Source organism: Enterobacillus tribolii (assembly GCF_003363015.1).
GTDB classification, from domain to species: domain Bacteria; phylum Pseudomonadota; class Gammaproteobacteria; order Enterobacterales; family Enterobacteriaceae; genus Enterobacillus; species Enterobacillus tribolii.
Window position 1 is genome coordinate 806,632 of record NZ_QRAP01000001.1, and the last position, 26,737, is coordinate 833,368.

Sequence of the window (26,737 nt, forward strand, 5' to 3'; positions counted from 1 at the left end):
CCCATATCGCACTCTTTAAAAAATGAATTATATTAATATCGGATTATTGCTTTATTCAGGCATGACGTTAAACGGGTATTATCATACACAACGTTTGGGTTTTATCGGTTTCCGACCAAACGATTAAGGAGAGAAAAATAAGATGAAATGGTTTAAAGCAATCTGCGCATTCTGTTCCGCCGCCGTGGTCGCGCTGGCATTATCCGGCTGTGCTCCAACGAAAACGCAGGAAGGTACTGGCGGCTATATTGACGATACCGTTGTCACCACCAAAGTGAAAAGCGCCCTGCTGGCGGAGAAAAACCTGAAATCGACCGAAATCAGCGTAGAGACCTTTAAAGGGCGCGTTCAGTTGAGCGGTTTTGTTTCCTCTCAGTCTGACGCCAACCGTGCGGTGCAAATCACCAAAGGTGTTGCCGGCGTACGTGCGGTAGAAAACGATATGCGGATTAAGTAATCACACCTGACGGCAATAAAAAACCCCACCGGCGGCGCAAACTGCGGGTGGGGTTTTCTTTTTATTTCATCTATTCGCTGGTGCTGATACCGGTGAGTTTAAACTCAAAGTTCATCGTCATTCCCTTAACCGGTTTCCCTGTTTGATATCGCCAGCGGCGCATCGCCTGGCGCACTTCGCGTTCAAACAGGTTACGCGGCTCGGCGGAGATAATCTCAATGTTGTCTACCCGGCCATCGCTGTCGATATCAAACCTTACGCGAACCTTCCCTTCCTGCTTCAGGGCGAACGCCCGCGGCGGATAGCCCGGCTTACCCTGCCTGAGCACCTGCGGCCGCTGCGAACCCGCGCTTCTCACCGGCGACGTTGTAGACGTCGTGCTCCGGGTCTGGCTAAGCGGCGTAGCGGTGGTGGTCGTGCTGTTCAGGCTGCGCGAATCCGGCTGCGTTTTCTCCGGTGTGAGCTCACGCGGCGGTTCCTGACGCACCCGTTCCGGTTTCGGCTTGGGTTTCGGCTCAGGCTTCGGCTTCACAACCTCTTTTTTCACCGGCTCGGGCTTCGGCTTAGGTTGCGGCTTTGGCTCGGGTTTCGGCTCAGGCTTGGGTTCGGGCTTTGGCTCTTCTTTCGGCGGCGGAGGGGGCGGTGGCGCGGGCTGCGCTTCCGGTTGTGCCGGCGCTTCAGCCTGCGGCGAAGCAAACATTGCCGGATTGACCATGACAACGTTGATCGGGTCCGGCTCCACGACGGGCATGATACCGACTTCCCGCATCGATGCATACAATAGCCCGGCGACCAGCGTCGAGTGCAGTCCGATAGATAACGTCATCGGCCACGACAAGCGTCGGTTCAGAAAGAATTTATGCAGAGATGAATTTTTCAGTGACAAAGTATCAGCAACCGAGTTTGGCGTATGTTGAGTGAGCTAAAAATGATGGCGCAAGTTTAAATGCAAATAGCAATCATGTGCAACTTGAAAAGCACCCGTTGCGCCTCCCTGCGGTATCAGCCGCTGATTAAAGCAACAATGCGCGGGTAATTTTACGCTCTGATAACAGCCTAATTTTATTAACGTTACTTTATTGACGCTGCAGGACATTGGCAGATACCTTAATGGAAACGGTGTTCAATAATAAGGAAAGAAATCATGCTTTATGTCATTTATGCGCAGGACCTGCCCGGCACATTGCAAAGCCGCCTGGCTGCGCGTCCGGCGCATCTCGCCCGCCTGCAACAGCTTCGTGATGCGGGCCGTTTGCTGACCGCCGGGCCGCTGCCGGCCGTAGACAGCAACGACCCCGGTGAAGCGGGCTTTACCGGCTCTGTGGTGATTGCGGAGTTTGAATCGCTGGAGCAGGCCCAACGCTGGGCCGGAGAAGATCCATACGTTGCGGCCGGGGTTTACGGCGACGTCGCGGTCATGCCGTACAAGCAGGTTTTTTAATCGCAAATGCCGGGGAAACCACCTTCCCCGGCACTCAAAAGCTATTCCGTTTTTTCCAGCGCGGCCTGGATCGCATCCGCCAGAATGCCGATCGTTTCCGCCACCTGACGCAGATCGTTAGCGGTTTTTTCTGCGGAGTCGGTTTCCGTTGTCGCCGATACCGAAGCACGCGCAATTTCCAACGCAGCCTGTACTGCGGCAAGCCGGCGGCGCTCTTTCACCGAAGGTTTGCTGTAATAATCATCCAGTAGCATTGTGTTTCCCCCTCTGCGCTCATTCAGAACGATAAACATCCGGAATTCACATTATCAGCCGGAGAGAAAAATGCCCAGCAAAATCAAGGCGAAAAAAAGCCTGCGCAGGCAGGCTTATTCTGTATCAGACCCATATCTGGTCATGACAAAAAACGTGTCAGAGAAGCGCACTTAGCGGGGCTACATGGAGACTTCTTTTCAATGGTGCCAAATGCGCTTTTCTGTCACGTTTCGTGATGCTGCGCAGTCTACCCCGAATACTTGGATACCGCAACCGTATGATTATTAATGCTTATAAGATATGCGATTACGGGGCTTAATCTAATAATCCGAAAGAAATTAAGTATCCTCTTATCCCTTACCGGGCCTGCGTTGCAGCCCCCCACTCACATTTATACCACTGCTTCTCCGTCCCGGAGATCGCGCCTTTCGTGGCGGGAAGCGGATCGGCCCGATCGTAGCCTTTCCCCTGGCAATACAGCAGTGCATCCGCATCCATCGCTGCCCGCTCAACGGTCTTAATGTCATAACGGTATTGCACGGAGGCTGACTCCGCATCCACTTCCACACGGCTAAACCCGCCCGGCGCTTTCGGCGCGCAGCCAGCCAGCAGCATAATCAGCGGAAGCACGCTTACCGCCCGACTCACAACAGCGTTCATAATTAACTCGCACCTGTTTATTTTTGCTAATAATATCAATAAAGACCACCGGGATGATGGGAATTCCGTGCGTTCCCCGCTGCCGCCGGCGATCTTTTCCGGCAATAGTGACGTGCGTCTCCTATCCGCCGGATACCCTATGGTACTTTGCTAACCGTTATTAACTGAATAGTATGGAGATGAGATTATGGCAACTGCGAAGAAAGCCGCAAAAACCCAGATTGGCCTGGACAGTAAACAGTCCGCCAAGCTGGCGGAGGCCCTGAACGCGCTTCTGGCTAACTATCAGGTTCTGTACATGAACGTCCGCGGCTACCACTGGAATATCACCGGCCCGCAGTTTTTTGAGTTGCACGTCAAATTCGAAGAAACGTATAACGATCTTCTGACCAAGGTTGATGAACTGGCGGAACGCGTTCTGACGCTGGGTTCACAGCCTACCCATGCCTTTAGCGCCTACCTGAAAGAGGCCGATATCAAAGAGCACGTCAACGCCACCGATGCCAAAAGCACGCTGACGGGCCTGCTGGCCGGTTACGCCACCCTGCTGGTGCAGCAACGTAAAATTCTGGAGTTGGCCGGCGAAGCGGGCGACGAAGGGACAGCTTCTCTGATGAGCGATTACATCAAAGAGCAGGAAAAACAGGTGTGGATGCTCAACGCTTACCTGGGCAAGTAATTATGCATTGGCCCGCTCCCGCATCAGCGCAGAGCGGGTTTTTTCACCATTTGTATGCAACGGAATACAGCAAAGAGCGATGATGCTGCGCTTTGTGTAACCGACGAATACAATAGATATGGCGATTCCGCCGGGACTGGCCTTCCAGCCAGCTGATACGGCGGCGGTGTACCTGACGCAACATCCTCCAGCGTCCTACTTCATTTCTGCTACGGCGCATAATGACTTACCTCCGGGAGTGCGGCGGCATTATATACCCTTTGCCAAACGAGTTGCAGCGTTCTCTGCGTCTGAAACCGCGCTTGCGCCCGCCATCATGCTGATAAAATTTACTTTTCCGTATCAATAAGGTTTCACCTTTGCTAATTCTGTGCGTAAACTCACTCAGAGACAGTTCTGCGAACAGGAATTTTCGCATTTATGACGACGTTCTATACCGTGCTCAGTTGGCTGGTTATTTTCGGTTACTGGTTACTGATCGCCAGCGTGACCCTGCGCATCCTGATGAAACGCCGCGCCGTGCCCTCCGCCATGGCCTGGCTGTTGATCATTTATATCCTGCCCCTGGTGGGGATCATCGCTTACCTTTCCTTCGGCGAGCTGCATCTGGGCAAACGCCGGGCGGAACGGGCCAAGGCGATGTGGCCCTCAACGGCGCGCTGGCTGGCCGACCTGAAAGGCTGTGACCACATTTTCGCCGACACCACCAGCGAAGTGGCCGCGCCGCTGTTCCAGCTGTGTGAACGCCGCCAGGGGATCGCCGGGGTGAAGGGAAATCAGATCCAACTGCTGACCACCACTGAAGACACCATGAAGGCGATGATTCGTGACATTGAACTGGCACGCAATAACGTCGAGATGGTGTTCTATATCTGGCAGCCCGGCGGCCTGGCCGACCAGGTGGCGGAATCGCTGATGGCCGCGGCGCGGCGCGGCGTTCACTGCCGCCTGATGCTGGATTCTGCCGGCAGCCTGGCCTTTTTCCGCAGCCCCTACCCGGCGATGATGCGCAACGCCGGCGTGGAAGTCGTGGAGGCGCTGAAGGTCAACCTGTTCCGTGTTTTCCTGCGCCGCATGGATCTGCGCCAGCACCGTAAGGTTGTGCTGATCGATAACTTTATCGCCTATACCGGCAGTATGAACATGGTTGACCCGCGCTTCTTCAAGCAGAACGCTGGCGTGGGCCAATGGATTGACGTTATGGCGCGCATGGAAGGGCCGGTCGCCACGACGATGGGCGTTATTTACTCCTGCGACTGGGAGATCGAAACCGGCAAGCGTATTCTGCCGCCGGCGCCGGAGTGCAGCGTGCTGCCCTTCGAGCAGGAGTCAGGCCATATTATTCAGGTTATTGCCTCTGGCCCCGGTTTCCCTGAGGAGATGATCCACCAGGCGCTGCTGACCGCGATCTATGCTGCCCGTCACCAACTGGTGATGACCACGCCTTACTTCGTGCCCAGCGATGACCTGCTGCATGCGATTTGCACCGCCGCACTGCGCGGCGTGGACGTCTCCATCATCGTACCGATGAAAAACGACTCGATGATGGTCGGCTGGGCCAGTCGTTCCTTCTTCGCCGAATTGCTGGAAGCAGGCGTGAAAGTTTATCAGTTCGAAGGCGGCCTGCTGCATACCAAGAGCGTACTGGTTGACGGCCAGCTCAGCCTGGTCGGCACCGTTAATCTGGATATGCGCAGCCTGTGGCTCAATTTCGAGATCACATTGGTGATCGACGACGACGGATTCGGGACCGATCTGGCCTGCGTGCAGGATGACTACATCGCCCGTTCTACCCTGTTGGATCAAGAAAAATGGCTTCAACGCCCGCTTTGGCAGCGAATCGTTGAGCGTCTGTTTTACTTTTTCAGCCCGTTACTGTAAAAGCATGCCATTGCCTTTATTTCATTGCATCAGGATATAAGTTATGGATTTAAATAACCGCCTCACCGAAGACGAAACGCTGGAACAGGCGTACGACATATTTTTAGAGCTGGCGGCCGACAACCTGGATCCTGCTGATACCATTCTGTTCAACCTTCAGTTTGAAGAACGCGGCGCCGCGGAATTATTCGATCCCGCAGAAGATTGGGAAGAGCACGTCGATTTCGATCTGAATCCTGATTTTTATGCTGAAGTGGTTATCGGTCTGACCGACGGCGAGTCGGATGATATTACCGATATTTTCGCCCGGGTGCTGATCTGCCGCGAGAAAGATCACAAGCAGTGCCATATTTTGTGGAAAGAATGATCTGAAGGCCGCGATTTCCGCCCTTCTCTTTTAACGATTCCCACCAGTAAAAAGCCCCGGACGCCAGTATGGCGTCCGGGGCTTGTTTCTTTCTGACCCAGAATTACAGCGGATCGACCTTCAGGCAGGAAACCGCGTGTTTAAAGCTTCCTTCCAGCAACGGACGGGTTTTGGCGCACTCTGGCCCGGCGATCGGGCAGCGGGTACGAAATACGCAGCCCGACGGCGGGTTTATCGGCGACGGTAAATCCCCCTCCAGCAGTTGGATGGTTTTGTTCTTCTCTTTATCCGGATCGGGGATCGGCACAGCAGACATCAGCGCTTTGGTATAAGGATGCTGCGGATTGTGGTACACCTCGCTATAGGTGCCCAGCTCCACGGCATGACCCAGGTACATCACCAGTACACGGTCGGAGATGTGTTTGACCACCGCCAGATCGTGCGCGATAAAAATCAGCGACAATCCCATTTCGCGCTGTAGCTGCTGGAGCAGGTTAACCACCTGCGCCTGAATCGACACGTCGAGCGCAGAAACCGGCTCATCGCAGATTACCAGCTTAGGCTCAAGGATCAGCGCACGGGCGATGCCGATACGCTGGCACTGGCCGCCGGAAAACTCATGAGGATAACGGTTAATCAGGTTAGGCAGCAGCCCGACCTTCATCATCATCGCTTTTACCCGGTCTTTCACTTCCTGGCGCGGCATTTTGGGATAATAGGTTTTCAGCGGTTCTGCGATGATTTCACCGATGTTCATGCGCGGGTTCAGCGATGCCAGCGGGTCCTGGAAAATCATCTGAATATCGTTGCGTACCGCGTGCCACTGCTTCTCATTCATCCCCAGCAGATCGTTACCCAGCCAGGCTACCCGGCCGGACGTTGCCTTCACCAGCCCGATAATCGCTCTGGCAAAGGTGGATTTACCACAGCCGGATTCCCCCACTACGCCCAGCGTTTCACCTTCAAACAAGCGCAGGGTAACGCCGTCAACGGCCTTCAGGGTTTTAGCCGGACGCCAAAACCACTCTTTCTCATCTTTAATCTCGAAGTGCACTTTCAGATCGGCCACTTCGAGCAGGACTTTTTTCTCTTCGCTCACCGCGCTCATACCAATTCCTCCACGGCCCGGAAACATGCGCGCAAGCGTCCTTCGCCAAAAGGCGCCAGCGGCGGCATTGATGCACAACGCTCCTGTGCGTAAGGGCAACGGGGCTGAAACGGACACCCCTTCGGCAGGCGCAGCAGGTTCGGCGGGTTGCCGGGGATGGTAATCAGGGATTCATCCTCGCCGTCCAGTCGCGGCACCGCGCTGAGCAGGCCGATGGAGTACGGGTGGCTGGGGTGGTAAAACACGTCGCGCGCGGTGCCGTATTCCATGGTCCGACCGGCATACATCACCAGCACACGATCGCAGATCCCGGCCACGACGCCCAGGTCATGGGTAATCATAATGATGGCCGTGTTGAACTCGCTTTTCAGCTCGTTGAGCAACGTCATGATCTGCGCCTGCACCGTCACGTCCAGCGCCGTCGTCGGCTCATCCGCAATCAGCAGTTTCGGACGACACAGCAGCGCCATGGCGATCATCACGCGCTGACGCATCCCGCCGGAAAATTCGTGCGGATACATGCGCATTCTCTTGCGCGCCTCCGGCATTTTTACCGCATCCAGCATGCGCACCGATTCTTCAAACGCCTCGGCTTTATTCATGCGCTTATGCTGAATGAGCACCTCCATCAGCTGTTCGCCCACGCGCATATAGGGGTTCAGCGATGTCATCGGGTCCTGAAAGATCATGGCGATCTCTTCCGCCCGCAGCTTGTTTAACTGGGCTTCCGGCAGGTTCAGGATTTCGCGCCCGTTAAACATCGCCGAACCGCCGATGCGGCCATTGCTGGCCAGCAACCCCATCAGCGCAAACGCCGTCTGGGATTTTCCGGAGCCGGATTCACCGACGATGCCCAGCGTTTCTCCCGCGTTCAGGGAAAAGTTAAGATCGTTCACCGCGGTGACGTCGCCGTCCGGCGTGGAGAACGTGACGCGCAAATCATTAACCGTCAGCAATTGCTGGTCCGTACCCTGTTTTTCCGTTGTCATAGCGTACGGCTCCTTAACGATCTTTCGGGTCGAGGGCATCACGCAGGCCATCGCCGATAAAGTTGAAACAGAACAGCGTTACCACCAGGAATACGGCAGGAAACAGCAGCAGCCAGGGCGAAACTTCCATCGAGTTCGCGCCGTCATTCAGCAACGCGCCCCAGCTGCTCAGCGGCTCCTGCGTACCCAACCCGAGGAAGCTGAGGAAGGATTCGAACAGGATCATGCTCGGCACCAGCAGCGAGGCATAGACGACCACGACGCCCAGTACGTTGGGCACGATATGGCGTGTGACGATCTTGCGGGTCGAAACGCCGCACACCAGCGCCGCTTCGATAAACTCCTTACGCTTCAGACTCAGGGTCTGGCCGCGCACGATACGCGCCATATCCAGCCACGACACCATGCCGATAGCGACAAAGATCAGCAAAATATTCTGCCCGAAGAAGGTAACCAGCAGGATCACGAAGAACATAAACGGGAAGGAGTTAAGAATTTCCAGCAGGCGCATCATTACCGAGTCAACTTTACCGCCCAGGTAGCCAGCCGCAGAACCGTACAGCGTACCGACCACCACCGCTACCAGCGCGGCGGCGATACCGACCATCAGCGAGATCCGCCCGCCAATGGCGACGCGCACCAGCAGGTCGCGTCCGGAGGAGTCGGTGCCGAAATAGTGGCCTGTTTCCGTCTCCGGCGCGGCGGACATCATGCCCCAGTCCGTGTCGTCATAGGCAAACGGCGACAGCATCGGCGCAAAAATCACAAACAGCGCAATAAAAAACAGAATCGCCAGGCTGACCAACGCCGCGCGGTTATGCATAAAACGCCGGCGCGCATCCTGCCACAGGCTGCGTCCTTCAATTTCCAGTTGTTCGCTGAAATTCTCCAGCGCTTCACCGTTCTTTTTATTGAGTAGCATCAGCGGCCCCTTAATAACGAATCTTGGGATCGATGACGGCATACAGCACATCGACGACCGCGTTGAATACAATGGTTAACGCCCCGACCAGGATCGTCAGGCTCAGCACCAGTGAGTAATCACGGTTCAGTGCGCCGTTGACGAACAGTTGGCCGATACCCGGCAACCCGTAGATCGTTTCAATCACCATGGAACCGGTAATAATGCCGACAAACGCCGGTCCCATATAGGAAAGCACCGGCAGCAACGCAGGTTTGAGCGCATGCCTGAAAATAATCCGGCGCAGCGGCAGCCCTTTGGCGCGGGCGGTACGAATAAAGTTCGAGTGCAGCACTTCAATCATCGAGCCACGCGTAATACGCGAAATACTGGCGATATAAGCCAGCGACAACGCCACCATCGGCAGAATCATAAATTTAAGCGCCCCGCCGTTCCAGCCGCCGCCCGGCAGCCATTTCAGCGTGATGGCGAAGATCAGCACCAACAATGGCGCCACAACGAAGCTCGGGATAACCACCCCCGTCATCGCCAGCCCCATCACCGTATAATCCCATTTGGTATTTTGATTAAGCGCGGCGATAACGCCGGCGCTAACGCCCAGCACCACCGCTAATGCAAAAGCGGCGAAGCCCAGTTTGGCGGAAACCGGAAACGAGGCGCTGACCAGATCGTTGACCGAATAATCTTTGTATTTAAATGATGGCCCGAAGTCGCCGTGTGCCAGTTGGCCTAAGTAGTTGAAATACTGCTTCCAGATCGGATCGTTGAGATGGTATTTCGCTTCAATGTTCGCCAGCACTTCCGGCGGCAGCGTACGTTCACCCGTGAACGGACTGCCCGGAGCCAGACGCATCATGAAAAAAGAAATGGTTATCAGGATAAATAGTGTCGGTATCGCTTCCAGTAAGCGCCGAAAAATAAATTTAAGCATGCCCTAGCCCTGCCTCTCAGCCCGCCGGCTGATTATATTTCTGAATAGCGGCCGCTTATGCGGCCGCCGCTACAGCATCAGTGTTTTATGATGTACAGGTTTTTGCTGTACATGTAGTCCAGCGGATCTTTACCGGTATAACCCCCGACGTAAGGTTTCACCAGACGGGCGTTTACGTAGTAATAGACGGGGGCAACGGCAGAGTCTTTATCCAACTGCTTCTCAGCTTCCTGATAAGCATCGCCGCGCGCATCTTTGCTCGGCGCTTTCAGCGCATCGGCCATCAGCTTGTCGAAAGCGGCGCTCTTGTAGTGGACGGTGTTGTTGCTGCTGTCGGATAACAGCATGTTGAGGAACGAGCTGGGTTCGTTGTAGTCGGCGCACCAGGCTGCGCGGGCAACGTCATAATTCCCCTGGTGACGGCTGTCGAGGAAGGTTTTCCATTCCTGGTTTTCCAGCTGAACGTTGACGCCCAGGTTCTTTTTCCAGATCGAGGAAGCCGCAATCGCCAGCTTCTTGTGCAGATCGGACGTGTTATACAGCAGCTTGAAGGTCAGCGGTTTTTCCGCGGTATAGCCGGCTTCGGCCAGCAGCTTTTTCGCTTCTTCGTTACGTTTTTCCTGCGTCCAGCCAAACCATTCCGGCTCAGCTAGTTTCATGCCGTCGGTATACGGCGGGGTAAAGCTGTAAGCCGGCAGGTCGCCCTGGTTTTTCACTTTATTGACGATAATGTCGCGATCCAGGCCCAGCTTCAGCGCTTCACGTACGCGAACGTCGTTAAACGGCGGCTTCTGGTTGTTGATTTCGTAGTAATAAGTACACAGATAGGGGTCAACATGAACTTCCGCCGGGATCTCTTTTTTCAGTTTTTGGAATAGCTCGATCGGCATGTTGTTGTAGGTAACGTCGATTTCACCTGAGCGGTAACGGTTGACGTCGGTAACTTCGGAAGCGATAGGCAGGAACGTGACTTTATTAATGACCGTTTTGTCGTTGTCCCAGTATTCCGGGTTGCGCTCAAGAACGATACGCTCGTTAACCACCCAGTCTTTCAGTTTATATGCGCCATTGCTGACGTAGTTCTGCGGCAGGGTCCATTTTTCGCCATATTTTTCCACCGCTTCTTTATTTACCGGCTTCATGGCGTAGTGGCCCGTCATTTCCACCAGATAAGGCACCGGCTCAGAAAGCGTGACCTGGAACGTTTTATCATCCAGCGCTTTTACGCCCAGCGTGGATTTGTCTTTTTTCCCGGCGATAACGTCATCAATATTTTCAACATGCGCGTATTGCAGGTAGCTGGAATAAGGGGATGCGGTTTTCGGATCGGCAATGCGCTGCCAGGCATAAACGAAATCTTCTGCGGTGACCGGCTGACCGTTGGACCATTTGGCATTTTTGCGGATATGGAATGTCCAGACTTTAAAATCTTTATTTTCCCAGCTTTCCGCAGCGGCAGGGATCGTCTTCCCGTTCAGGTCATGCTGCGTCAGCCCTTCAATCAAATCGTTGGTGACGTTATTTTCCGGTACGCCTTCGATTTTATGCGGGTCCAGGGACTGGACTTCAGAACCGTTGTTTCTCACAACTTCCTGTTTATCCGCCAGTTGAACACCAGCGGGCACGACCGCTGCCTGTGCCACGCCGACGGCGCTCATTACAGCAATTGCCAGTAGACTTTTTTTAATCTGCTTACTCATCTTATATTCACTCCCCTCTTTAATAATACCCATCCGGGCATGCCAACCCTCAGAGAACTTTCCGCACCGGGCGGAAAAATTCAGAAGCGCGGAGCTTCTTAAGAAATCAGCGAATTACCCTGTAATAGTCCTTAACTACCATAAGATCCTGCGGATCTTTACCGCTGAATCCCCCGATATCGGGACGCACCAGGCGAACACTGACACGGTAATAGACCGGAACGATGGCCGAATCCGCATCAAGCTGCTGCTCTGCTTGCTGGTATAATTTCGCCCTTTCATCTTCATTCGGCGCCTGTAAGGCTTTCGCTAACAGATCATCGAAAGTTTTGCTGTGATAAAAGGCGGTATTACTGCTGCTGTCCGACAGCATCATATTTAAAAAGGCCGACGGTTCATTATAATCCCCGCACCATGTGGCGCGCGCTACGTCATATTGCCCCTGATGGCGACTTTGCAGCGATGTCTTCCATTCCTGATTCTGCAATGTAACCTTAACACCCAGATTCTTCTGCCACATTGATGCCGCAGCAATAGCCTGACGTTTATTTTGATCCGACGTATTGTAAAGTAAGGTGAACGCCAGCGGTTTTTGCTCATCAAATCCGGCTTCGGCAAGCAACGCCTTTGCCTGCTGATTGCGTATTTCCTGCGTCAGGTTCGCCCAGGCCGGCTCGGTAAAACCAGCCCCGTGGGTATAAGGCGGCGTAAATCCGTAGGCGGGAATTTGCCCCTGGCCCATGATTTTCCCGGCGATAATGTCGCGTTCCAGCGTCATTTTCAGCGCCGCACGCACCCTGAAATCATCAAACGGCGGTTTATGATTATTAATTTCGTAATAGAAGGTGCATAAATAAGGGCTGATTTTGAGATGATCGGGCATCTCTTTTTGAATTTTGCGGAATTGATCCGGCGCAATCGCACTGTTGGTAATATCGATTTCACCGCTGCGGTAGCGGTTAACATCCGCAACTTCAGAAGCGATAGAGAGGAAAGTCACCTGATTAATCACCGTGTGCGCGTTGTCCCAATAGTCGGGATTACGCTCCAGCACCAGGCGCTCATTCACCACCCATTGCTTCAGGCGGTACGGCCCGTTGCCGACGAAATGCTGCGGCTGCGTCCACTTATCGCCGAATTGCTCCACTACCCGTTGGTTGACCGGCTTTAAGGACGTATGCCACAACATGGAGATAAAGTAAGGAACGGGTTGTGACAACGTCACCTGCAGCGTTTTATCATCCAGCGCTTTTACGCCTAACGTGTCCGGCGCCAGCTTGCCTTTGATGATATCTTCCGCATTCGCCACGTAGGCATATTGCAGGTAACTGGCGTAGGGAGACGCCGTCGCAGGATCGGCCAGGCGCCGCCAACTGTAAACAAAGTCATGCGCAGTCAGCGGATCGCCGTTGCTCCAGCGCAGGCCGTCACGCAGGTGAAACGTCCAGACCTTTGCGCCCTGGTCTTCCCAGCTTCCGGCGACCGCGGGGCGGATGTTGCCCGCACTGTCGGTATCCACCAGCCCTTCCAGCAGATTGAGAATAACGTTGCTTTCCGGAACGCCTTCCACTTTTTGCGGATCAAGGGATGCCACTTCACTGCCGTTATTAATTACCAGCGTCTGTTGCGCAGCCAGCTTAACCCCGGCCGGAACATCTGCCGCATGGGCAAACGGAAGCGCGGTGGTCATCAAGATGGCGGTAAGCACGGAACTGACCTTCATTGCCACAGGCCGATGCATATGCTTTCTCCTTGCCTCAAAAACACATTCTGTTCTGGGGACGCACAACAACAGTACGTCATACAGGCCGGATCGCGCAGCGCCGGCAATTCATATAGCCGGAAAGCTAACAGAAGGTTAATTTTACCGCCAATTATTTTTATAGAAATGTTAAGCATTTCTCTGTATTGATTTTTTATCCTTTGACAGACTGCACGTACAGGCAATAAAAATCAACGGTAAGTTCATGATAAGAAATAAAATAGAGTGTAACTCATCATCGGTGAAGGTAATCAGGCGGGCTTTATGGCGAAAGCAATATTATTCTCTGTTTTTATTCCTATTATTTGGAATAAAAGTCTATCGCTTATCATTTAGCCATTAGTTACAACCAGAAAAGGAGGGTCATACTATCCATGTAATAATCGTAACACCCGGAGGTTTTTCCGCAGCACAAAAAACGCCGCCGCCCAAAGGCGACGGCGTATCTGTTGCGTATCTTCTTTTAAATCAGAGCAGACCGGGGAAAATCGCTTTTACACCGGTAACGATAAATTCGATTCCCAGCGCCATCAGCAACAGACCCATGATACGGGTAATCACGTTGATGCCGGTTTGGCCCAGCAGGCGAACCAGCAACGGGGCCGCACGGAATAACAGCCAGCAGCAGAAGGCAAACAGTGCGATTGCCAGTGAGAAGCCCAGCATGTCCATCCAGGTGTGATAGCGTGAGCTCCAGACGATGGTTGAACTGATGGCGCCCGGCCCGGCCATCAGCGGCAATGCCAGCGGAACTACGCCCACATTTTCGCGAATAGCGGTTTCCGACTTCTCCTGTTTGTTCTGCTTATCTTCCCCCAGCTTACCGCTGATCATCGACATCGCAATCGTAACAACCAGAATACCGCCGGCAATGCGGAAGGAGTCGATAGAGATGCCGAAAAACATCAGGATGGAATCGCCTAAAAACAGAGACGTCAGCAAAATAACCGCCACGGACACGTTCGCGGTCAGGTTGACTTTATTCCTGCCCGCCGCGGCCTGGTAGCTGGTCATGCTGATAAAAACCGGCAATATCCCCACCGGGTTTACCAGCGCGAATAACCCGACGAAAAACTTAATAAACCCTGAAAAATCCAATAACGACTGGGTCACACTCCGCTCCACAACAAAAAGGCACTTGTTGCCAATCGCGCTAATGTAATGGAATTAAAGCAGCCGATCTACGTCCGGCGCAGGTATTTCTTACTGTCGAGAGTTATCTCGATAAAATCATTCTCTTATGTTACCAATATGTTGAATTAATGAATAATGCGATGCAATATTCCTAAAGTTTGGTTAAAAATGAGAATATTTCTCAAAACAGGCATGCTGAAAGGAGTCAGCTTGCATTTTTTGTGACACATATCACAAAACAACTACCCAGGAATAGGTAAGCTCCATCACGTGAGAAAAGGCTGTTATCATCATCAAGCCGTTGTTTTTCATAACAGACAACGGTGTTTTTATTAACAGTAACTTAACTTTTCATAAGCTGTTTTAGCTAATCAGCGGCCAGGCGCGTTTCCATTGCGCTCAATGCAAACAATGAAGTCATTTACTCTGTCTATAATTGTTGCTCGTGCGGCTTATTTACTAAAAAAGTTTAACATTATCAGGAGAGCATTATGGCTGTAACCAATGTCGCTGAACTCGATGCGTTAGTAGCGCGTGTTAAGAAAGCCCAGCGTGAGTTTGCCAATTACACTCAGGAACAAGTCGATAAGATCTTCCGCGCCGCCGCTCTGGCCGCCGCTGACGCCCGCATTCCGCTGGCGAAAATGGCCGTTGAAGAATCTGGTATGGGTATCGTCGAAGACAAAGTGATCAAAAACCACTTCGCTTCCGAATATATCTATAACGCTTATAAAGACGAAAAAACCTGCGGCATCCTGTCCGAAGACGATACCTTCGGCACCATCACCATCGCCGAACCTACCGGCCTTATCTGCGGCATCGTGCCGACCACCAACCCGACCTCTACGGCAATCTTCAAAGCGTTAATCAGCCTGAAAACCCGTAACGGCATTATCTTCTCCCCGCACCCGCGTGCCAAGAAAGCCACGAACAAAGCGGCTGACATCGTACTGCAGGCGGCTATTGCAGCCGGTGCGCCGAAAGACATTATCGGTTGGATCGACGAGCCGTCCGTTGAGCTGTCTAATCACCTGATGCACCATCCGGATCTTAACCTGATCCTGGCTACGGGTGGTCCGGGCATGGTTAAAGCGGCTTACAGCTCCGGTAAACCGGCCATCGGCGTAGGCGCAGGCAACACGCCGGTCGTCATCGATGACAGCGCGGATATCAAGCGCGCCGTGGCATCAATCCTGATGTCAAAAACCTTCGACAACGGCGTAATCTGTGCTTCCGAGCAGTCCGTTATCGTTGTTGACTCCGTCTACAACGCGGTACGCGAGCGTTTCGCTACCCACGGCGGCTATCTGTTGCAGGGCAAAGAACTGAAAGCCGTTCAGGATATCATCCTGAAAAATGGCGCGCTGAACGCAGCCATCGTTGGCCAGCCGGCCACCAAAATTGCCGAAATGGCGGGCCTGACCGTTCCTGCTAATACTAAGATTCTGATCGGCGAAGTGAAACTCGTTGACGAGTCTGAGCCGTTTGCCCACGAAAAACTGTCCCCGACCCTGGCGATGTACCGCGCCAAAGATTTCGAAGACGCCGTGGACAAAGCCGAGAAATTGGTCGCCATGGGCGGTATCGGTCACACCTCCTGCCTGTACACCGATCAGGACAACCAGACTGAGCGTGTTAACTACTTCGGCGACAAGATGAAGACCGCGCGTATTCTGATCAACACCCCGGCTTCTCAGGGCGGCATCGGCGACCTGTACAACTTTAAACTTGCTCCTTCCCTGACGCTGGGTTGTGGTTCCTGGGGTGGTAACTCCATCTCTGAAAACGTGGGCCCGAAACATCTGATCAACAAGAAGACCGTAGCGAAGCGAGCAGAAAACATGTTGTGGCACAAACTTCCGAAATCTATTTACTTCCGCCGCGGCAGCCTGCCGATCGCGCTGGAAGAAGTGGCTACCGACGGTGCCAAGCGCGCCTTCATCGTGACCGACCGTTTCCTGTTCAACAACGGTTATGCCGACCAGGTAACCAACGTACTGAAGTCCCACGGCATTGAAACCGAAGTCTTCTTCGAAGTTGAAGCCGATCCGACGCTGAGCATCGTACGTAAAGGCGCCGAGCAGATGCACTCCTTTAAGCCGGATGTGATCATCGCGCTGGGTGGTGGTTCTCCGATGGATGCCGCCAAGATCATGTGGGTCATGTACGAACACCCGGAAACCCACTTCGAAGAACTGGCCCTGCGCTTTATGGACATCCGTAAGCGTATTTACAAGTTCCCGAAAATGGGCGTGAAAGCGAAGATGATCGCCATCACCACCACGTCCGGTACCGGTTCTGAAGTTACGCCGTTCGCCGTGGTTACCGACGACGCTACCGGGCAGAAATACCCGCTGGCTGACTATGCCCTGACGCCGGATATGGCTATCGTTGACGCCAACCTGGTGATGAACATGCCGAAATCGCTGTGTGCGTTCGGTGGTCTGGATGCCGTGACCCATGCCCTGGAAGCCTATGTTTCCGTGCTGGCTAACGAATACTCCGACGGTCAGGCCCTGCAGGCGCTGAAACTGCTGAAAGAGTTCCTGCCGCAGAGCTATGCCGAAGGCGCGAAAAACCCGGTAGCCCGCGAGCGTGTGCATAACGCCGCCACCATCGCCGGTATCGCGTTTGCCAACGCCTTCCTGGGCGTGTGTCACTCCATGGCGCACAAACTGGGTTCAGAGTTCCACCTTCCGCACGGCCTGGCTAACGCCCTGCTGATTTCCAACGTTATCCGCTATAACGCGAACGATAACCCGACCAAGCAGACCGCATTCAGCCAGTACGACCGTCCGCAGGCACGCCGTCGTTATGCCGAAATCGCCGATCACCTGGGTCTGAGCGCCCCTGGCGACCGTACCGCGCAGAAGATCGAAAAACTGCTGGCATGGCTGGAGTCGATCAAAGCAGAACTGGGCATCCCGACGTCTATCCGTGAAGCCGGCGTACAGGAAGCTGACTTCCTGGCGAAAGTCGACAAGCTGTCCGAAGACGCTTTTGACGATCAGTGCACCGGCGCTAACCCGCGCTATCCGCTGATCTCCGAGCTGAAACAACTGCTGCTGGACACCTACTACGGCCGCGCCTTCAGCGAAGGCGAAGCTGCCGCTGTACCGGTAAAAGCCGCTGCCGCACCGAAAGCGGAAAAGAAAGCCAAGAAGTAATCTTATTGGTATAAATGTAAAAACCCGCCGAACGGCGGGTTTTTTATTTTATTAATCCGGATGACGCGTCTTATTTATTTGCATTTACGGCAAATCAAGACACAGCCGGCGGGAAGCCGATATCCGGTATCAGCGCCTGTAAGGCCCAGTAGGACGCGTTAACGCCCTGACGGGGAACAAGGCCCGGAGCTCCCCGCTAAACGCCCCTGCGCCCTTCAGGCGAGCGCTTCTTTATAATGGCGACGGCATACCGATACATAACGATCATCGCCGCCTATCACCACCTGCGCGCCGTCTTTCAACGCATTGCCATTCTCATCCAACCGCAGCACCATATTGGCTTTGCGGCCGCAATGGCAGATCGTTTTTAACTCCACCAGCTTATCTGCCCAGGCCAGTAAATAATGGCTGCCGCTGAACAACTCGCCGCGAAAATCCGTTCTCAGGCCATAACACAACACGGGAATGTCGAGCGTATCGACAATGTCGGATAATTCACTCACCTGCTCCCGGGTAAGAAACTGGCATTCATCGACTAACACGCAATGAACAGCCTGTTTCTCGTGTTCTTCTGCGATTACGTCATACAATCGGCTGTTAACATTATAGAGCAATGCCGACGCGCTGAGGCCGATACGGGAACTGATCCTGCCGCTGCCGAACCGGTCATCTATTTCAGCGGTGAACGCTAACGTTCTCATTCCCCGCTCCTGGTAGTTGTATGAGGATTGTAATAATGCTGTGGATTTTCCTGCGTTCATCGCAGAGTAATAAAAATAAAGCTGAGCCATTGCTCCGATACTCCAAACGGCGGGGTGTCTGTAAAACTTTCCGTATATTACCATACTCGGGCCAGAATGCCCGCCATGCCGCGCAGTTTCCGCATCCAATGTCTTACATTAAAATCTTGAGGTATTTCTCAAATTTGCATTCTCACCCACTTTTAAAAACAATGCGCTATTAGACGAAATGCCAGTAGTATTCCCGGACTTTCCGGGCATAATCCTAATCGCGGCGCCGCTCACGCCCCCTGTGAATTACCCTTCTTTACACGAGGACAATTTATGGACCTGTCAGGATAGGTTTGTTTATACATTCCTCCGTATCCATTCATGCCCTTCGATAAATAAAGCCACGAATCAACAAGAAAGCATGGCGCTGATGATTTAATCATCAACAATTTACTCACCCGGCGCTTAACAGATAAAGCGATACACAAAAGGGATTATCCTAAAATGGCCTTCACTTTTCCCTCCGTCATTATGAGGTATTGAACTCCCCCGCCAACTTGTCTATATTCCTTTCACGAGAGCGAAAGAATGAGATCTATGCATATATTGGCAAAATATTTCTTGGTTCTTACAAAATTCGCTATTGCGTTAAATAAACTGTCGCTCTATTATTATTGAAAAGCCCCCCACCAATATAAATTTGAGACTAGGACAATGAGCGAAGCATTAAAAATCCTGAACAACATCCGTACTCTTCGTGCCCAGGCAAGAGAATGTACTTTAGAAACTCTGGAAGAGATGCTGGAAAAATTAGAAGTTGTTGTTAAAGAGCGTCGTGAAGAAGATAGCCAGGCACAGGCTGAAATTGAAGAACGTACCCGTAAACTGCAACAATATCGTGAAATGCTGATTGCTGACGGTATTGATCCGAATGAGCTGCTGCAGAGCATTGCTGCCGGCAAATCCGGTGGTAAAGCAAAGCGTGCTGCACGCCCGGCTAAATACCAGTACGTTGACGAAAATGGCGAAACCAAGACCTGGACCGGTCAGGGCCGTACCCCGGCTGTGATCAAAAACGCCATTGAAGAAGAAGGGAAATCTCTGGACGATTTCTTGCTGTAATTTCTAATTACACATTCTATATTTTTGTAAAATAGCTTCCTAATGGAAGCTATTTTTTTTTACAATAATCAAGCAATGTTAATCAGTAGGTACAAAATTTCAATGGGTATAGGCCTAACCTTTTTCTACCCTATATCGAACACATTCCCTTTCCTTACACTCCCCTTACGATAAGATTCACTTGGAAAATAATTTTTTATTAATTGGATTGGTCGTGATTAACAATGGCAACTATTGCCTGTGCTCAGTAATTTTCACCAAAAGAGCTATCCTTTAGTCATAAAAAAAGCGCCCTAAGGCGCCTTTTTCCTCACGCGCTCCCCCTTCAGTGGTAGAACGACTTGTACCACTCAACAAAGCGGCGTACGCCTTCTTTTACTTCCGTGTGCGGTTTAAATCCGATAGCCTGATACAGCGCTGACGTATCGGCACTTGTATCCAGAACATCCCCCGCCTGCATCGGCAGCAGATTTTTATCAGCTTTAATACCCAGCGCCAACTCCAGAGCCTGAATATAATCCATCAGCGGCGTAGGGCTGCTGTTGCCTATATTATAAACACAGTAGGGCGCAGAACTGCTGGCAGGATCCCCCTGTTCTACCGTCCATCCCGGAACCGGCTGCGGAATAACGTCGCTAATACGGGTAACGGCTTCAGCAATATCATCTATATAAGTAAAATCTCGCCGCATCTCGCCCCGGTTATAAACGTCAATCGACTCTCCTGCCAACATTGCACGCGTAAATTTAAACAACGCCATATCAGGACGCCCCCAGGGACCATAAACGGTAAAGAAACGCAGCCCCGTGGTCGGCAAACCATATAAGTGAGAATAGCTGTGCGCCATCAGCTCATTGGCTTTTTTTGTCGCAGCATATAATGAGATCGGATGATCGACGGAATCCTCCGTAGAAAACGGCATTTTCCGGTTCAAACCATAAACCGAGCTGGATGAGGCATATACCAGATGTTCAATCCGGTGGTGACGGCATCCTTCCAATACATTCAGGAAGCCAATCAGATTCGCCTCACCATACACCATCGGATTTTCCAGCGAATAACGCACGCCGGCCTGTGCGGCCAGGTGAATCACCCGATGAAAATGCCCGTCGGCGAAGAGCGCCTTCATTCCCGCACTATCGGCAATATCCAGTTTCAAAAAATGAAAATCAGGGCGGGCCAATAATCTGTCTAACCGGGCCTGTTTAAGGCTGACATCGTAATAGTCATTCAAATTATCAATACCAGTTACCTGGTGCCCCTGCGCCAAAAGGCGCTCGCAGACATGGTATCCGATAAAACCTGCCGCTCCCGTCACTAAGATATTCATAAAGTCCCCGTAATTGCCGGCAGAAAACGATTATTTCAAAGGCAGCTGTTTCAGCCACGCTGCAAAGTCTTTACCTAAAGTAGGATGACGCAAACCATATTCAACGAATGCTTCCATATACCCCAGCTTATTGCCACAGTCATGGCTGATGCCGCGCAGGTGATAGGCTTCAACGGTCTCTTTCTTCATCAGCATCGCAATGGCGTCCGTCAGCTGAATTTCCTCACCGGCACCCGGCGGGGTTTTGGACAGCAGCGGCCAGATTTCCGGCGACAGAACATAGCGGCCAACGATGGAAAGGTTAGACGGCGCTTTATCACGCGGCGGCTTTTCCACCACGGCTTTCATGGCCCCACTCTCACCCGGCTTCAGTTCAACGCCGCTGCAGTCCACCACACCGTAGCTGGATACCTCTTCCATCGGCACCGGCTCAACCATAATCTGGCTGTTTCCGGTTTCATGGTAACGGCTCAGCATTTCGCTGAGGTTATCTTTGCTGAGGTCAGCGCTGTATTCGTCCAGAATGACGTCCGGCAACACGACGGCAAACGGCTCGTCTCCCACCAGGGGATGCGCGCACAAAATCGCATGTCCCAGCCCTTTGGCCAACCCCTGACGAACCTGCATGATAGTCACATGTTTCGGACAAATAGATTGCACTTCCGCCAGCAACTGACGCTTAACGCGTTTTTCCAGCATGGCTTCCAGTTCAAAACTGGTGTCGAAGTGGTTCTCAATCGAGTTTTTAGAAGAGTGCGTGACCAGAATAATTTCATTTATGCCTGCCGCGATGCATTCGTTGACAACATATTGAATCAGCGGCTTATCGACCAAAGGCAACATTTCTTTAGGAATAGCTTTCGTCGCGGGTAGCATGCGGGTTCCCAATCCCGCTACCGGGATCACCGCCTTCTTGACCTTACGTACTGACGTTGACATACAACCTCTCTGAGATTTTTCGGCGCGAAATTTGCGCCGAGACAGGAAATAATGTTATGCGGCGAGTATACCAGTTCGCCATTTGAGTGCATGGGAATCATTCTGCCATCGAGCCTGACTGAATATATTACGCACAATGGACGCTAATATAACCTCAGCATCTATAAATTAAAGGTAATTACCCTTATTCATAAGTTCGATTATTCTGATTAGTTAGCATGAGGTGTAAATGCCCCCCGGCGCCCCATATTTGACACTGCCATTTAGTACAGTGCTGGCTGACCTGGTTAATATGTATCGACCCCATCGTGCCCAGCGGTACGCCGCTGTTAAGTTGCACCAGGCTGTCACCGGCGCCGACTTTGGCATGCAGCCCCGCGGAAACCAGGATCAGGTTGCCCAAACCGGCGTGATAGTAACCAGCCAGCAAGGGAAACTGGCCCTGAAGCCCGGCCTGCCTGAGCATTTGGTTTACCTGTTTGAGTAACACCGACATCTGCGGCAAGCGATTTTCATGGTGGGCAAGCTGTTCCCGCAACAGACCGTTAAATAATGTCCGGATCATCAACGCCGCCAGAACGCCGTCATCACCGGCCCGCGTCACGTCCAGGCAATAAAAGGCCAGATCATTTTCGGACAACCCGGCAATATCAAGCACTAACCCGGGATGTTCGTGCGATGTAAGCTGACGATAGTTGATCTTGCACCCGGCAATATGTTGCTGAACCGGAGGCTGCAATTGTTTCAGCAGTTGCGCCGCATAATCGGGGTCGCGGCTCAGCGCTTCCCAGTCATGGCTCAGCGCTTCGCCGGCCAGCGCCGGTGATGTGAACATATCGGGATAAAAGCAGGCCAACAGGGCATCCCGCAGTTGGTTAAGATCTTTGATGGGTTTCAGCAGCACATCCTGAACCCCGAAACGCAGCACGCTGGCCACGTCCGCCATCCTTTCGGTCGCGGAAATCACGATAACCGGCGTTTGCCGGGCGCTCTCCCGCAAACGCCGGATAAATTCAATGCCGCCCATTTCAGGCATGAACAGGTCGCACAAAATCGCGTCCGGAACCTGTTCCGATTGCATCGCCAATGCCTCGACGCCGTTTTCCGCCTCACAAACCTCTGCTTCCTGAGCCTTCAGGAAACCCGCCAGCACTGAGCGAAAAACCGCGTCATCTTCGACAATAAGAATTCGCTTACCGGCTAACGGCTGCGCCATTAGATAACTCCTCAGGAAATTGTGACCCTCTGTTATTCTGGTTCAAAATGCCATCTTGTGCTGAGTTTTGCCGGTTAGAACGCACGATTTTGCGCCTTAAGTCCCGTTGTCATGTCACTGGCCTGATGAAATAGCCGATAGCTCGCAGATTCGTTAACATAGCTCACTTGTTTATTGGTTACTGGAGGCTTTGTGCTGTCCCCATCTCCCGCTCCCACGCTCTGCCCTTGTCAGAGCGGGAAAGCTTATACTGAATGCTGTCAGCCCGTAATTCAGGGCCAACGTGCGGCGCAAACGCCCGAACAGCTGATGCGCTCCCGCTATACTGCTTTCGTTACGCATAACGCTGATTACCTGATCGCCAGCTGGCACCCCGACTGCCAGATGGAAGCCCAACGCGATTCCATCATCGCCAGCTTTGCGGATACCGAGTGGCGCGGACTCAGCATTGTCTCAACACATCCGGGTAAAAATGCGGATGAAGGCTACGTTGAATTTATGGCCCGCTACCATAGCAGCGGAAAAGACGCAGCGCTGCATGAACGCTCACGCTTTCTTCGTCTCGAAGAACGTTGGTATTATGTTGACGGAAGTCGCCCTCAGGTTGGCCGGAACGATCCCTGCCCCTGCGGCTCCGGTAAAAAATATAAAAAATGCTGCGGGCAGTGATGCCCATACATCCAGACAGGAACACAACACATGCCACACGCGATGCAACAGCGCAAAGTTCTGCGTACCATTTGTCCTGATGCCAAGGGGCTGATCGCCAAGATCACCAACATTTGTTATAAGCATCAGCTTAATATCATTCAAAACAATGAGTTCGTCGATCACCGTACCGGGCGCTTCTTCATGCGTACCGAGCTGGAAGGCATTTTCAATGACGAAACCCTGCTCGCCGATCTGGACGGCGCGCTCCCGCCCGGCTCTGAACGGGAACTCAACAGCGCTGGTCGTCAGCGGGTCGTGATCCTGGTCACCAAGGAAGCGCACTGCCTGGGCGATCTGCTGATGAAGAGCGCTTTCGGCGGATTGGATATGGAGATCGCCGCCGTCATCGGCAACCACGAGACGTTGCGTAACTTGGTTGAACGTTTTGAACTGCCGTTCGTTCTGATCAGCCATGAAAATCTCAGCCGCCCCGAGCACGATCAGGCCATGATGGCGGCTATCGATAAATATGCGCCGGACTACGTTGTGCTGGCGAAATATATGCGCGTCCTGACGCCGGAATTCGTCCAGCATTACCCGAATCAAATCATTAATATTCACCACTCCTTTTTGCCTGCGTTTATCGGCGCCCGTCCTTATCACCAGGCCTACGAGCGCGGCGTGAAGATTATCGGCGCCACCGCGCATTTCGTTAACGACAATCTCGACGAAGGGCCGATCATCATGCAGGACGTCATCCATGTGGATCACTCCTACACCGCGGAAGAGATGATGCGCGCCGGTCGCGATGTGGAAAAAAACGTGCTCAGCCGCGCACTGTACCGGGTGCTGGCGCAGCGCGTTTTCGTTTATGGCAACCGTACGGTTATTTTTTAACGCAAATCGGCAGTTGGCGAAAAAAAACAAGAATATGTTTTTCGCCAATTGCTTACGCGTGCATCAGCACGCGTAAAAAAACATCAAACAAAATGTTTTTTGCGGTCAAACGCTTTACAGCGCGGCGCTATTTGATATTATGCGCCCCGCTTCCGTGAAACATGGTGGCACCCCGTGGTGGGATTCCCGAGCGGCCAAAGGGAGCAGACTGTAAATCTGCCGTCTCAGACTTCGAAGGTTCGAATCCTTCTCCCACCACCATTTCTAACCTGCCTCAGGTTAGAAAAATCATAAGCAATACCCCAGTGGTGGGGTTCCCGAGCGGCCAAAGGGAGCAGACTGTAAATCTGCCGTCTCAGACTTCGAAGGTTCGAATCCTTCTCCCACCACCATTTTTCTTCCCCTCCAGATTTAACCTGTTTGTCATCAACGTCTTGAACTTGGCCGCCTGATCCGCTATACCACTTTCCTTGCCTGAAAAAGTTGTTAAGGAAATGTAATGCGTAAAAACATCTGTGTATTTTGCGGCGCAAGCGTAGGAAACTCACCGGCTTACGCCGAGGCTGCCCGTTTGCTGGGCCATACGCTGGCGAAACAGGGACGGCGACTGGTTTACGGCGGCGGCAGTAAAGGGCTGATGGGCATTCTCGCCAACGCGGCGCTGGAAGCCGGTGGCGAAGTCTGCGGCGTTATTCCGCAACGCCTGGTCGAAGCAGAAACCGCACATTATGGCCTGAGCGAACTGGAAGTCGTACCGGACATGCACGTACGCAAAGCCCGCATGGCCGAACTTTCAGACGGATTTATCGCGCTTCCCGGCGGGATCGGTACGCTCGAAGAGCTGTTTGAAATGTGGACATGGAGCCAGATCGGCTATCACAATAAACCCATCGCTCTGCTGGATGTCGACAACTATTACCAAAAACTGGTCGATTTTTTGCGTTTCAGCGCAGAGCAGGGCTTTGTGCGTCAGGTGTACGTCGATACCCTCGTTACACTGCAGGATCCTGAAGCTCTGCTGGCGCATTTCGACACCTACCGCCCCCATAATCTGGATCGCTGGGCGAAAGAATAATCATTCCATGCCCGTTACGGTTACGCCGTCGCATGGATTCTGCTAGGCTGTGTTCCAATAAGTCATTAACTCTCTCTTAACGGAACATGGCCTGCACTTATGAAGTTTGTCTCTTTCAACATTAACGGGTTGCGCGCCCGCCCCCATCAACTGGCCGCCATCATCGACAAGCATCAGCCTGACGTGATCGGTTTACAGGAAATCAAGGTTCATGACGACGCATTTCCGCTGGAAGAGCTGGCGCCGCTGGGCTATCACCTGTTTTATCACGGGCAGAAAAGCCATTACGGCGTCGCGTTGCTGACCAAAGACGAGCCGCTGGCGGTGCGCAAAGGTTTCCCAACCGATGAGGAAGATGCCCAGCGACGCATCATCATGGCGGATTTCGCCACGCCTCAGGGCACGCTGACGGTGATTAACGGCTACTTCCCGCAGGGCGAAAGCCGCGACCATCCGATCAAATTCCCGGCGAAAACCCGCTTTTACCAGGATCTGCAAACGTATCTGGAAGGCCATCTCTCCCCTGACTCGCCGGTATTGATTATGGGCGATATGAACATCAGCCCGGCGGACGAAGACATCGGCATCGGCGAAGAAAACCGTAAGCGTTGGCTGCGCACCGGCAAATGCTCCTTCCTGCCGGAAGAGCGGGAGTGGATGGCGCGCCTGCTGGACTGGGGCCTGGTAGACACCTATCGTCAGGCGAATCCGGACCGTAACGATCAGTTCTCGTGGTTTGACTACCGCTCACGCGGCTTTGATGACAACCGCGGCCTGCGCATTGATTTACTGCTGGCCAGCCGTCCTTTGGCCGAACGCTGCATTTCCACCGGAATTGATTACGAGATCCGCGGCATGGAGAAACCCTCCGATCACGCGCCGATCTGGGTCGAGTTCAGCCAACCGTGAGCCTTTCCGCGGTAAAACGCCTGGACGTTGTCGCCGCCATCATTGAGCGCGGCGGGAAAATTTTGCTGGCCCAACGCGGCGCCGGGCAGGATCAGGCCGGGCTGTGGGAGTTTCCCGGCGGGAAGGTTGAGCCGGGAGAATCCCAGCCTGATGCGCTGTATCGTGAATTGCAGGAAGAGCTGGCGATCGACTGCCGTGTGGCGGACTATGTCGCCAGCAGCCGGATTCATTTGCACCAGCGTGAAATTCACCTGCATGCCTGGCGGGTACAGGTCATCGACGGAGAACCGGTGCCCCAGGAACATGCGGCCCTGCATTGGGTAACGCCGCAACACGCGGCGGAGTACGCGCTGGCCCCCGCCGACGTGCCGCTGCTGGACGCTTATCTCGCGCTGCTCGCAGCGCCGGAATAAG

Annotated in this window: 27 protein-coding genes and 2 tRNA genes; 14 read left to right on the top strand and 15 right to left on the bottom strand. The window is 53.1% G+C overall.

Features of this window, described 5'->3' with window-relative positions:
* The first annotated feature begins 142 nt into the window (after positions 1-142).
* Positions 143-457: a BON domain-containing protein gene (locus C8D90_RS03545; protein WP_115457009.1), complete on the top strand. Its 315-nt coding sequence runs from the start codon at positions 143-145 to the stop codon at positions 455-457.
* Between the two features lie 70 nt (positions 458-527).
* Here the strand turns inward: C8D90_RS03545 and C8D90_RS03550 are convergent, their stop codons facing one another.
* Positions 528-1,283, bottom strand: coding sequence for a TonB family protein (locus C8D90_RS03550; protein WP_196238480.1), 756 nt, complete (start codon positions 1,281-1,283; stop codon positions 528-530).
* A 318-nt stretch (positions 1,284-1,601) separates the two neighbouring features.
* Between C8D90_RS03550 and C8D90_RS03555 the strand changes: the two genes are divergently transcribed.
* Positions 1,602-1,898 (top strand): YciI family protein, encoded by a 297-nt coding sequence (locus C8D90_RS03555; protein ID WP_115457011.1) that lies wholly within the window; start codon positions 1,602-1,604, stop codon positions 1,896-1,898.
* Positions 1,899-1,939: 41 nt separating this feature from the next.
* On the opposite strand, the gene C8D90_RS03560 is transcribed toward C8D90_RS03555, so the two are convergent.
* Positions 1,940-2,152 (bottom strand): hypothetical protein, encoded by a 213-nt coding sequence (locus tag C8D90_RS03560; protein ID WP_115457012.1) that lies wholly within the window; start codon positions 2,150-2,152, stop codon positions 1,940-1,942.
* Positions 2,153-2,510: 358 nt separating this feature from the next.
* Positions 2,511-2,813 carry a hypothetical protein gene (locus tag C8D90_RS03565; protein WP_115457013.1) on the bottom strand — a complete coding sequence of 101 codons (303 nt, stop codon included), beginning with the start codon at positions 2,811-2,813 and terminating at the stop codon, positions 2,511-2,513.
* A 187-nt stretch (positions 2,814-3,000) separates the two neighbouring features.
* Here C8D90_RS03565 and C8D90_RS03570 point away from each other — a divergent pair, with 187 nt between their 5' ends.
* The gene (locus C8D90_RS03570) at positions 3,001-3,492 is read left to right on the top strand and encodes a Dps family protein (protein WP_115457014.1); all 492 of its coding nucleotides are present in this window, start codon (positions 3,001-3,003) and stop codon (positions 3,490-3,492) included.
* Positions 3,493-3,535: 43 nt separating this feature from the next.
* On the opposite strand, the gene C8D90_RS03575 is transcribed toward C8D90_RS03570, so the two are convergent.
* Positions 3,536-3,712, bottom strand: a complete 177-nt coding sequence (locus tag C8D90_RS03575) for a YciY family protein (RefSeq protein ID WP_147291314.1) — start codon at positions 3,710-3,712, stop codon at positions 3,536-3,538.
* A gap of 200 nt (positions 3,713-3,912) precedes the next feature.
* Here C8D90_RS03575 and cls point away from each other — a divergent pair, with 200 nt between their 5' ends.
* Both cls and C8D90_RS03585 read left to right on the top strand, forming a co-directional pair.
* Positions 3,913-5,373: a cardiolipin synthase gene (cls, locus tag C8D90_RS03580; RefSeq protein WP_115457016.1), complete on the top strand. Its 1,461-nt coding sequence runs from the start codon at positions 3,913-3,915 to the stop codon at positions 5,371-5,373.
* 43 nt (positions 5,374-5,416) lie between these two features.
* Entirely contained in the window at positions 5,417-5,740 is a 324-nt protein-coding gene (locus C8D90_RS03585; RefSeq protein ID WP_115457017.1) for an HI1450 family dsDNA-mimic protein, read from the top strand.
* A 103-nt stretch (positions 5,741-5,843) separates the two neighbouring features.
* Here C8D90_RS03585 and oppF read toward each other — a convergent pair whose 3' ends face one another.
* From oppF to C8D90_RS03620, 7 genes are all read right to left on the bottom strand, one after another.
* Positions 5,844-6,848 (bottom strand): murein tripeptide/oligopeptide ABC transporter ATP binding protein OppF, encoded by a 1,005-nt coding sequence (gene oppF, locus C8D90_RS03590; RefSeq protein WP_115457018.1) that lies wholly within the window; start codon positions 6,846-6,848, stop codon positions 5,844-5,846.
* Positions 6,845-7,837, bottom strand: coding sequence for an ABC transporter ATP-binding protein (gene oppD / locus C8D90_RS03595; RefSeq protein ID WP_115457019.1), 993 nt, complete (start codon positions 7,835-7,837; stop codon positions 6,845-6,847). The genes oppF and oppD overlap by 4 nt, the downstream gene beginning before the upstream one ends.
* Positions 7,838-7,850: 13 nt before the next feature.
* Positions 7,851-8,759 carry an oligopeptide ABC transporter permease OppC gene (oppC, locus tag C8D90_RS03600; RefSeq protein WP_115457020.1) on the bottom strand — a complete coding sequence of 303 codons (909 nt, stop codon included), beginning with the start codon at positions 8,757-8,759 and terminating at the stop codon, positions 7,851-7,853.
* 10 nt (positions 8,760-8,769) lie between these two features.
* The gene (gene oppB, locus C8D90_RS03605; protein WP_115457021.1) at positions 8,770-9,690 is read right to left on the bottom strand and encodes an oligopeptide ABC transporter permease OppB; all 921 of its coding nucleotides are present in this window, start codon (positions 9,688-9,690) and stop codon (positions 8,770-8,772) included.
* A 77-nt stretch (positions 9,691-9,767) separates the two neighbouring features.
* The gene (oppA, locus tag C8D90_RS03610) at positions 9,768-11,390 is read right to left on the bottom strand and encodes an oligopeptide ABC transporter substrate-binding protein OppA (protein ID WP_115457264.1); all 1,623 of its coding nucleotides are present in this window, start codon (positions 11,388-11,390) and stop codon (positions 9,768-9,770) included.
* 106 nt (positions 11,391-11,496) lie between these two features.
* The gene (locus tag C8D90_RS03615) at positions 11,497-13,131 is read right to left on the bottom strand and encodes an ABC transporter substrate-binding protein (protein ID WP_115457022.1); all 1,635 of its coding nucleotides are present in this window, start codon (positions 13,129-13,131) and stop codon (positions 11,497-11,499) included.
* 489 nt (positions 13,132-13,620) lie between these two features.
* Positions 13,621-14,265, bottom strand: a complete 645-nt coding sequence (locus C8D90_RS03620) for a YchE family NAAT transporter (RefSeq protein ID WP_115457023.1) — start codon at positions 14,263-14,265, stop codon at positions 13,621-13,623.
* A 512-nt stretch (positions 14,266-14,777) separates the two neighbouring features.
* Between C8D90_RS03620 and adhE the strand changes: the two genes are divergently transcribed.
* Positions 14,778-17,453 carry a bifunctional acetaldehyde-CoA/alcohol dehydrogenase gene (gene adhE, locus C8D90_RS03625; RefSeq protein ID WP_115457024.1) on the top strand — a complete coding sequence of 892 codons (2,676 nt, stop codon included), beginning with the start codon at positions 14,778-14,780 and terminating at the stop codon, positions 17,451-17,453.
* A 215-nt stretch (positions 17,454-17,668) separates the two neighbouring features.
* Here adhE and C8D90_RS03630 read toward each other — a convergent pair whose 3' ends face one another.
* Positions 17,669-18,244, bottom strand: coding sequence for a thymidine kinase (locus C8D90_RS03630; RefSeq protein ID WP_115457025.1), 576 nt, complete (start codon positions 18,242-18,244; stop codon positions 17,669-17,671).
* Positions 18,245-18,898: 654 nt separating this feature from the next.
* Here C8D90_RS03630 and hns point away from each other — a divergent pair.
* On the top strand, positions 18,899-19,306 hold the full coding sequence (hns, locus tag C8D90_RS03635; protein WP_115457026.1) for a histone-like nucleoid-structuring protein H-NS: 408 nt from the start codon (positions 18,899-18,901) through the stop codon (positions 19,304-19,306).
* A 325-nt stretch (positions 19,307-19,631) separates the two neighbouring features.
* Here the strand turns inward: hns and C8D90_RS03640 are convergent, their stop codons facing one another.
* The 3 genes from C8D90_RS03640 to rssB all read right to left on the bottom strand — a co-directional run bounded on the left by C8D90_RS03640 (position 19,632) and on the right by rssB (position 22,791).
* Positions 19,632-20,636 carry an NAD-dependent epimerase gene (locus tag C8D90_RS03640; RefSeq protein WP_115457027.1) on the bottom strand — a complete coding sequence of 335 codons (1,005 nt, stop codon included), beginning with the start codon at positions 20,634-20,636 and terminating at the stop codon, positions 19,632-19,634.
* A gap of 30 nt (positions 20,637-20,666) precedes the next feature.
* Positions 20,667-21,575: a UTP--glucose-1-phosphate uridylyltransferase GalU gene (galU, locus tag C8D90_RS03645; protein ID WP_115457028.1), complete on the bottom strand. Its 909-nt coding sequence runs from the start codon at positions 21,573-21,575 to the stop codon at positions 20,667-20,669.
* A gap of 184 nt (positions 21,576-21,759) precedes the next feature.
* Positions 21,760-22,791 (bottom strand): two-component system response regulator RssB, encoded by a 1,032-nt coding sequence (gene rssB / locus C8D90_RS03650; RefSeq protein ID WP_115457029.1) that lies wholly within the window; start codon positions 22,789-22,791, stop codon positions 21,760-21,762.
* Positions 22,792-22,983: 192 nt separating this feature from the next.
* Between rssB and C8D90_RS03655 the strand changes: the two genes are divergently transcribed.
* From C8D90_RS03655 to C8D90_RS03685, 7 genes are all read left to right on the top strand, one after another.
* The gene (locus C8D90_RS03655; protein ID WP_376744980.1) at positions 22,984-23,460 is read left to right on the top strand and encodes a YchJ family protein; all 477 of its coding nucleotides are present in this window, start codon (positions 22,984-22,986) and stop codon (positions 23,458-23,460) included.
* A gap of 42 nt (positions 23,461-23,502) precedes the next feature.
* The gene (gene purU, locus C8D90_RS03660) at positions 23,503-24,339 is read left to right on the top strand and encodes a formyltetrahydrofolate deformylase (RefSeq protein ID WP_376744982.1); all 837 of its coding nucleotides are present in this window, start codon (positions 23,503-23,505) and stop codon (positions 24,337-24,339) included.
* Between the two features lie 176 nt (positions 24,340-24,515).
* A tRNA-Tyr gene (locus C8D90_RS03665) sits at positions 24,516-24,600 on the top strand.
* Between the two features lie 46 nt (positions 24,601-24,646).
* A tRNA-Tyr gene (locus tag C8D90_RS03670) sits at positions 24,647-24,731 on the top strand.
* A gap of 107 nt (positions 24,732-24,838) precedes the next feature.
* Positions 24,839-25,414: an LOG family protein gene (locus C8D90_RS03675; RefSeq protein WP_115457031.1), complete on the top strand. Its 576-nt coding sequence runs from the start codon at positions 24,839-24,841 to the stop codon at positions 25,412-25,414.
* A gap of 99 nt (positions 25,415-25,513) precedes the next feature.
* Positions 25,514-26,323, top strand: coding sequence for an exodeoxyribonuclease III (xthA, locus tag C8D90_RS03680; RefSeq protein WP_115457032.1), 810 nt, complete (start codon positions 25,514-25,516; stop codon positions 26,321-26,323).
* Positions 26,320-26,736 carry a pyrimidine (deoxy)nucleoside triphosphate diphosphatase gene (locus C8D90_RS03685; protein WP_115457033.1) on the top strand — a complete coding sequence of 139 codons (417 nt, stop codon included), beginning with the start codon at positions 26,320-26,322 and terminating at the stop codon, positions 26,734-26,736. The genes xthA and C8D90_RS03685 overlap by 4 nt, the downstream gene beginning before the upstream one ends.
* Position 26,737 lies beyond the last annotated feature (1 nt).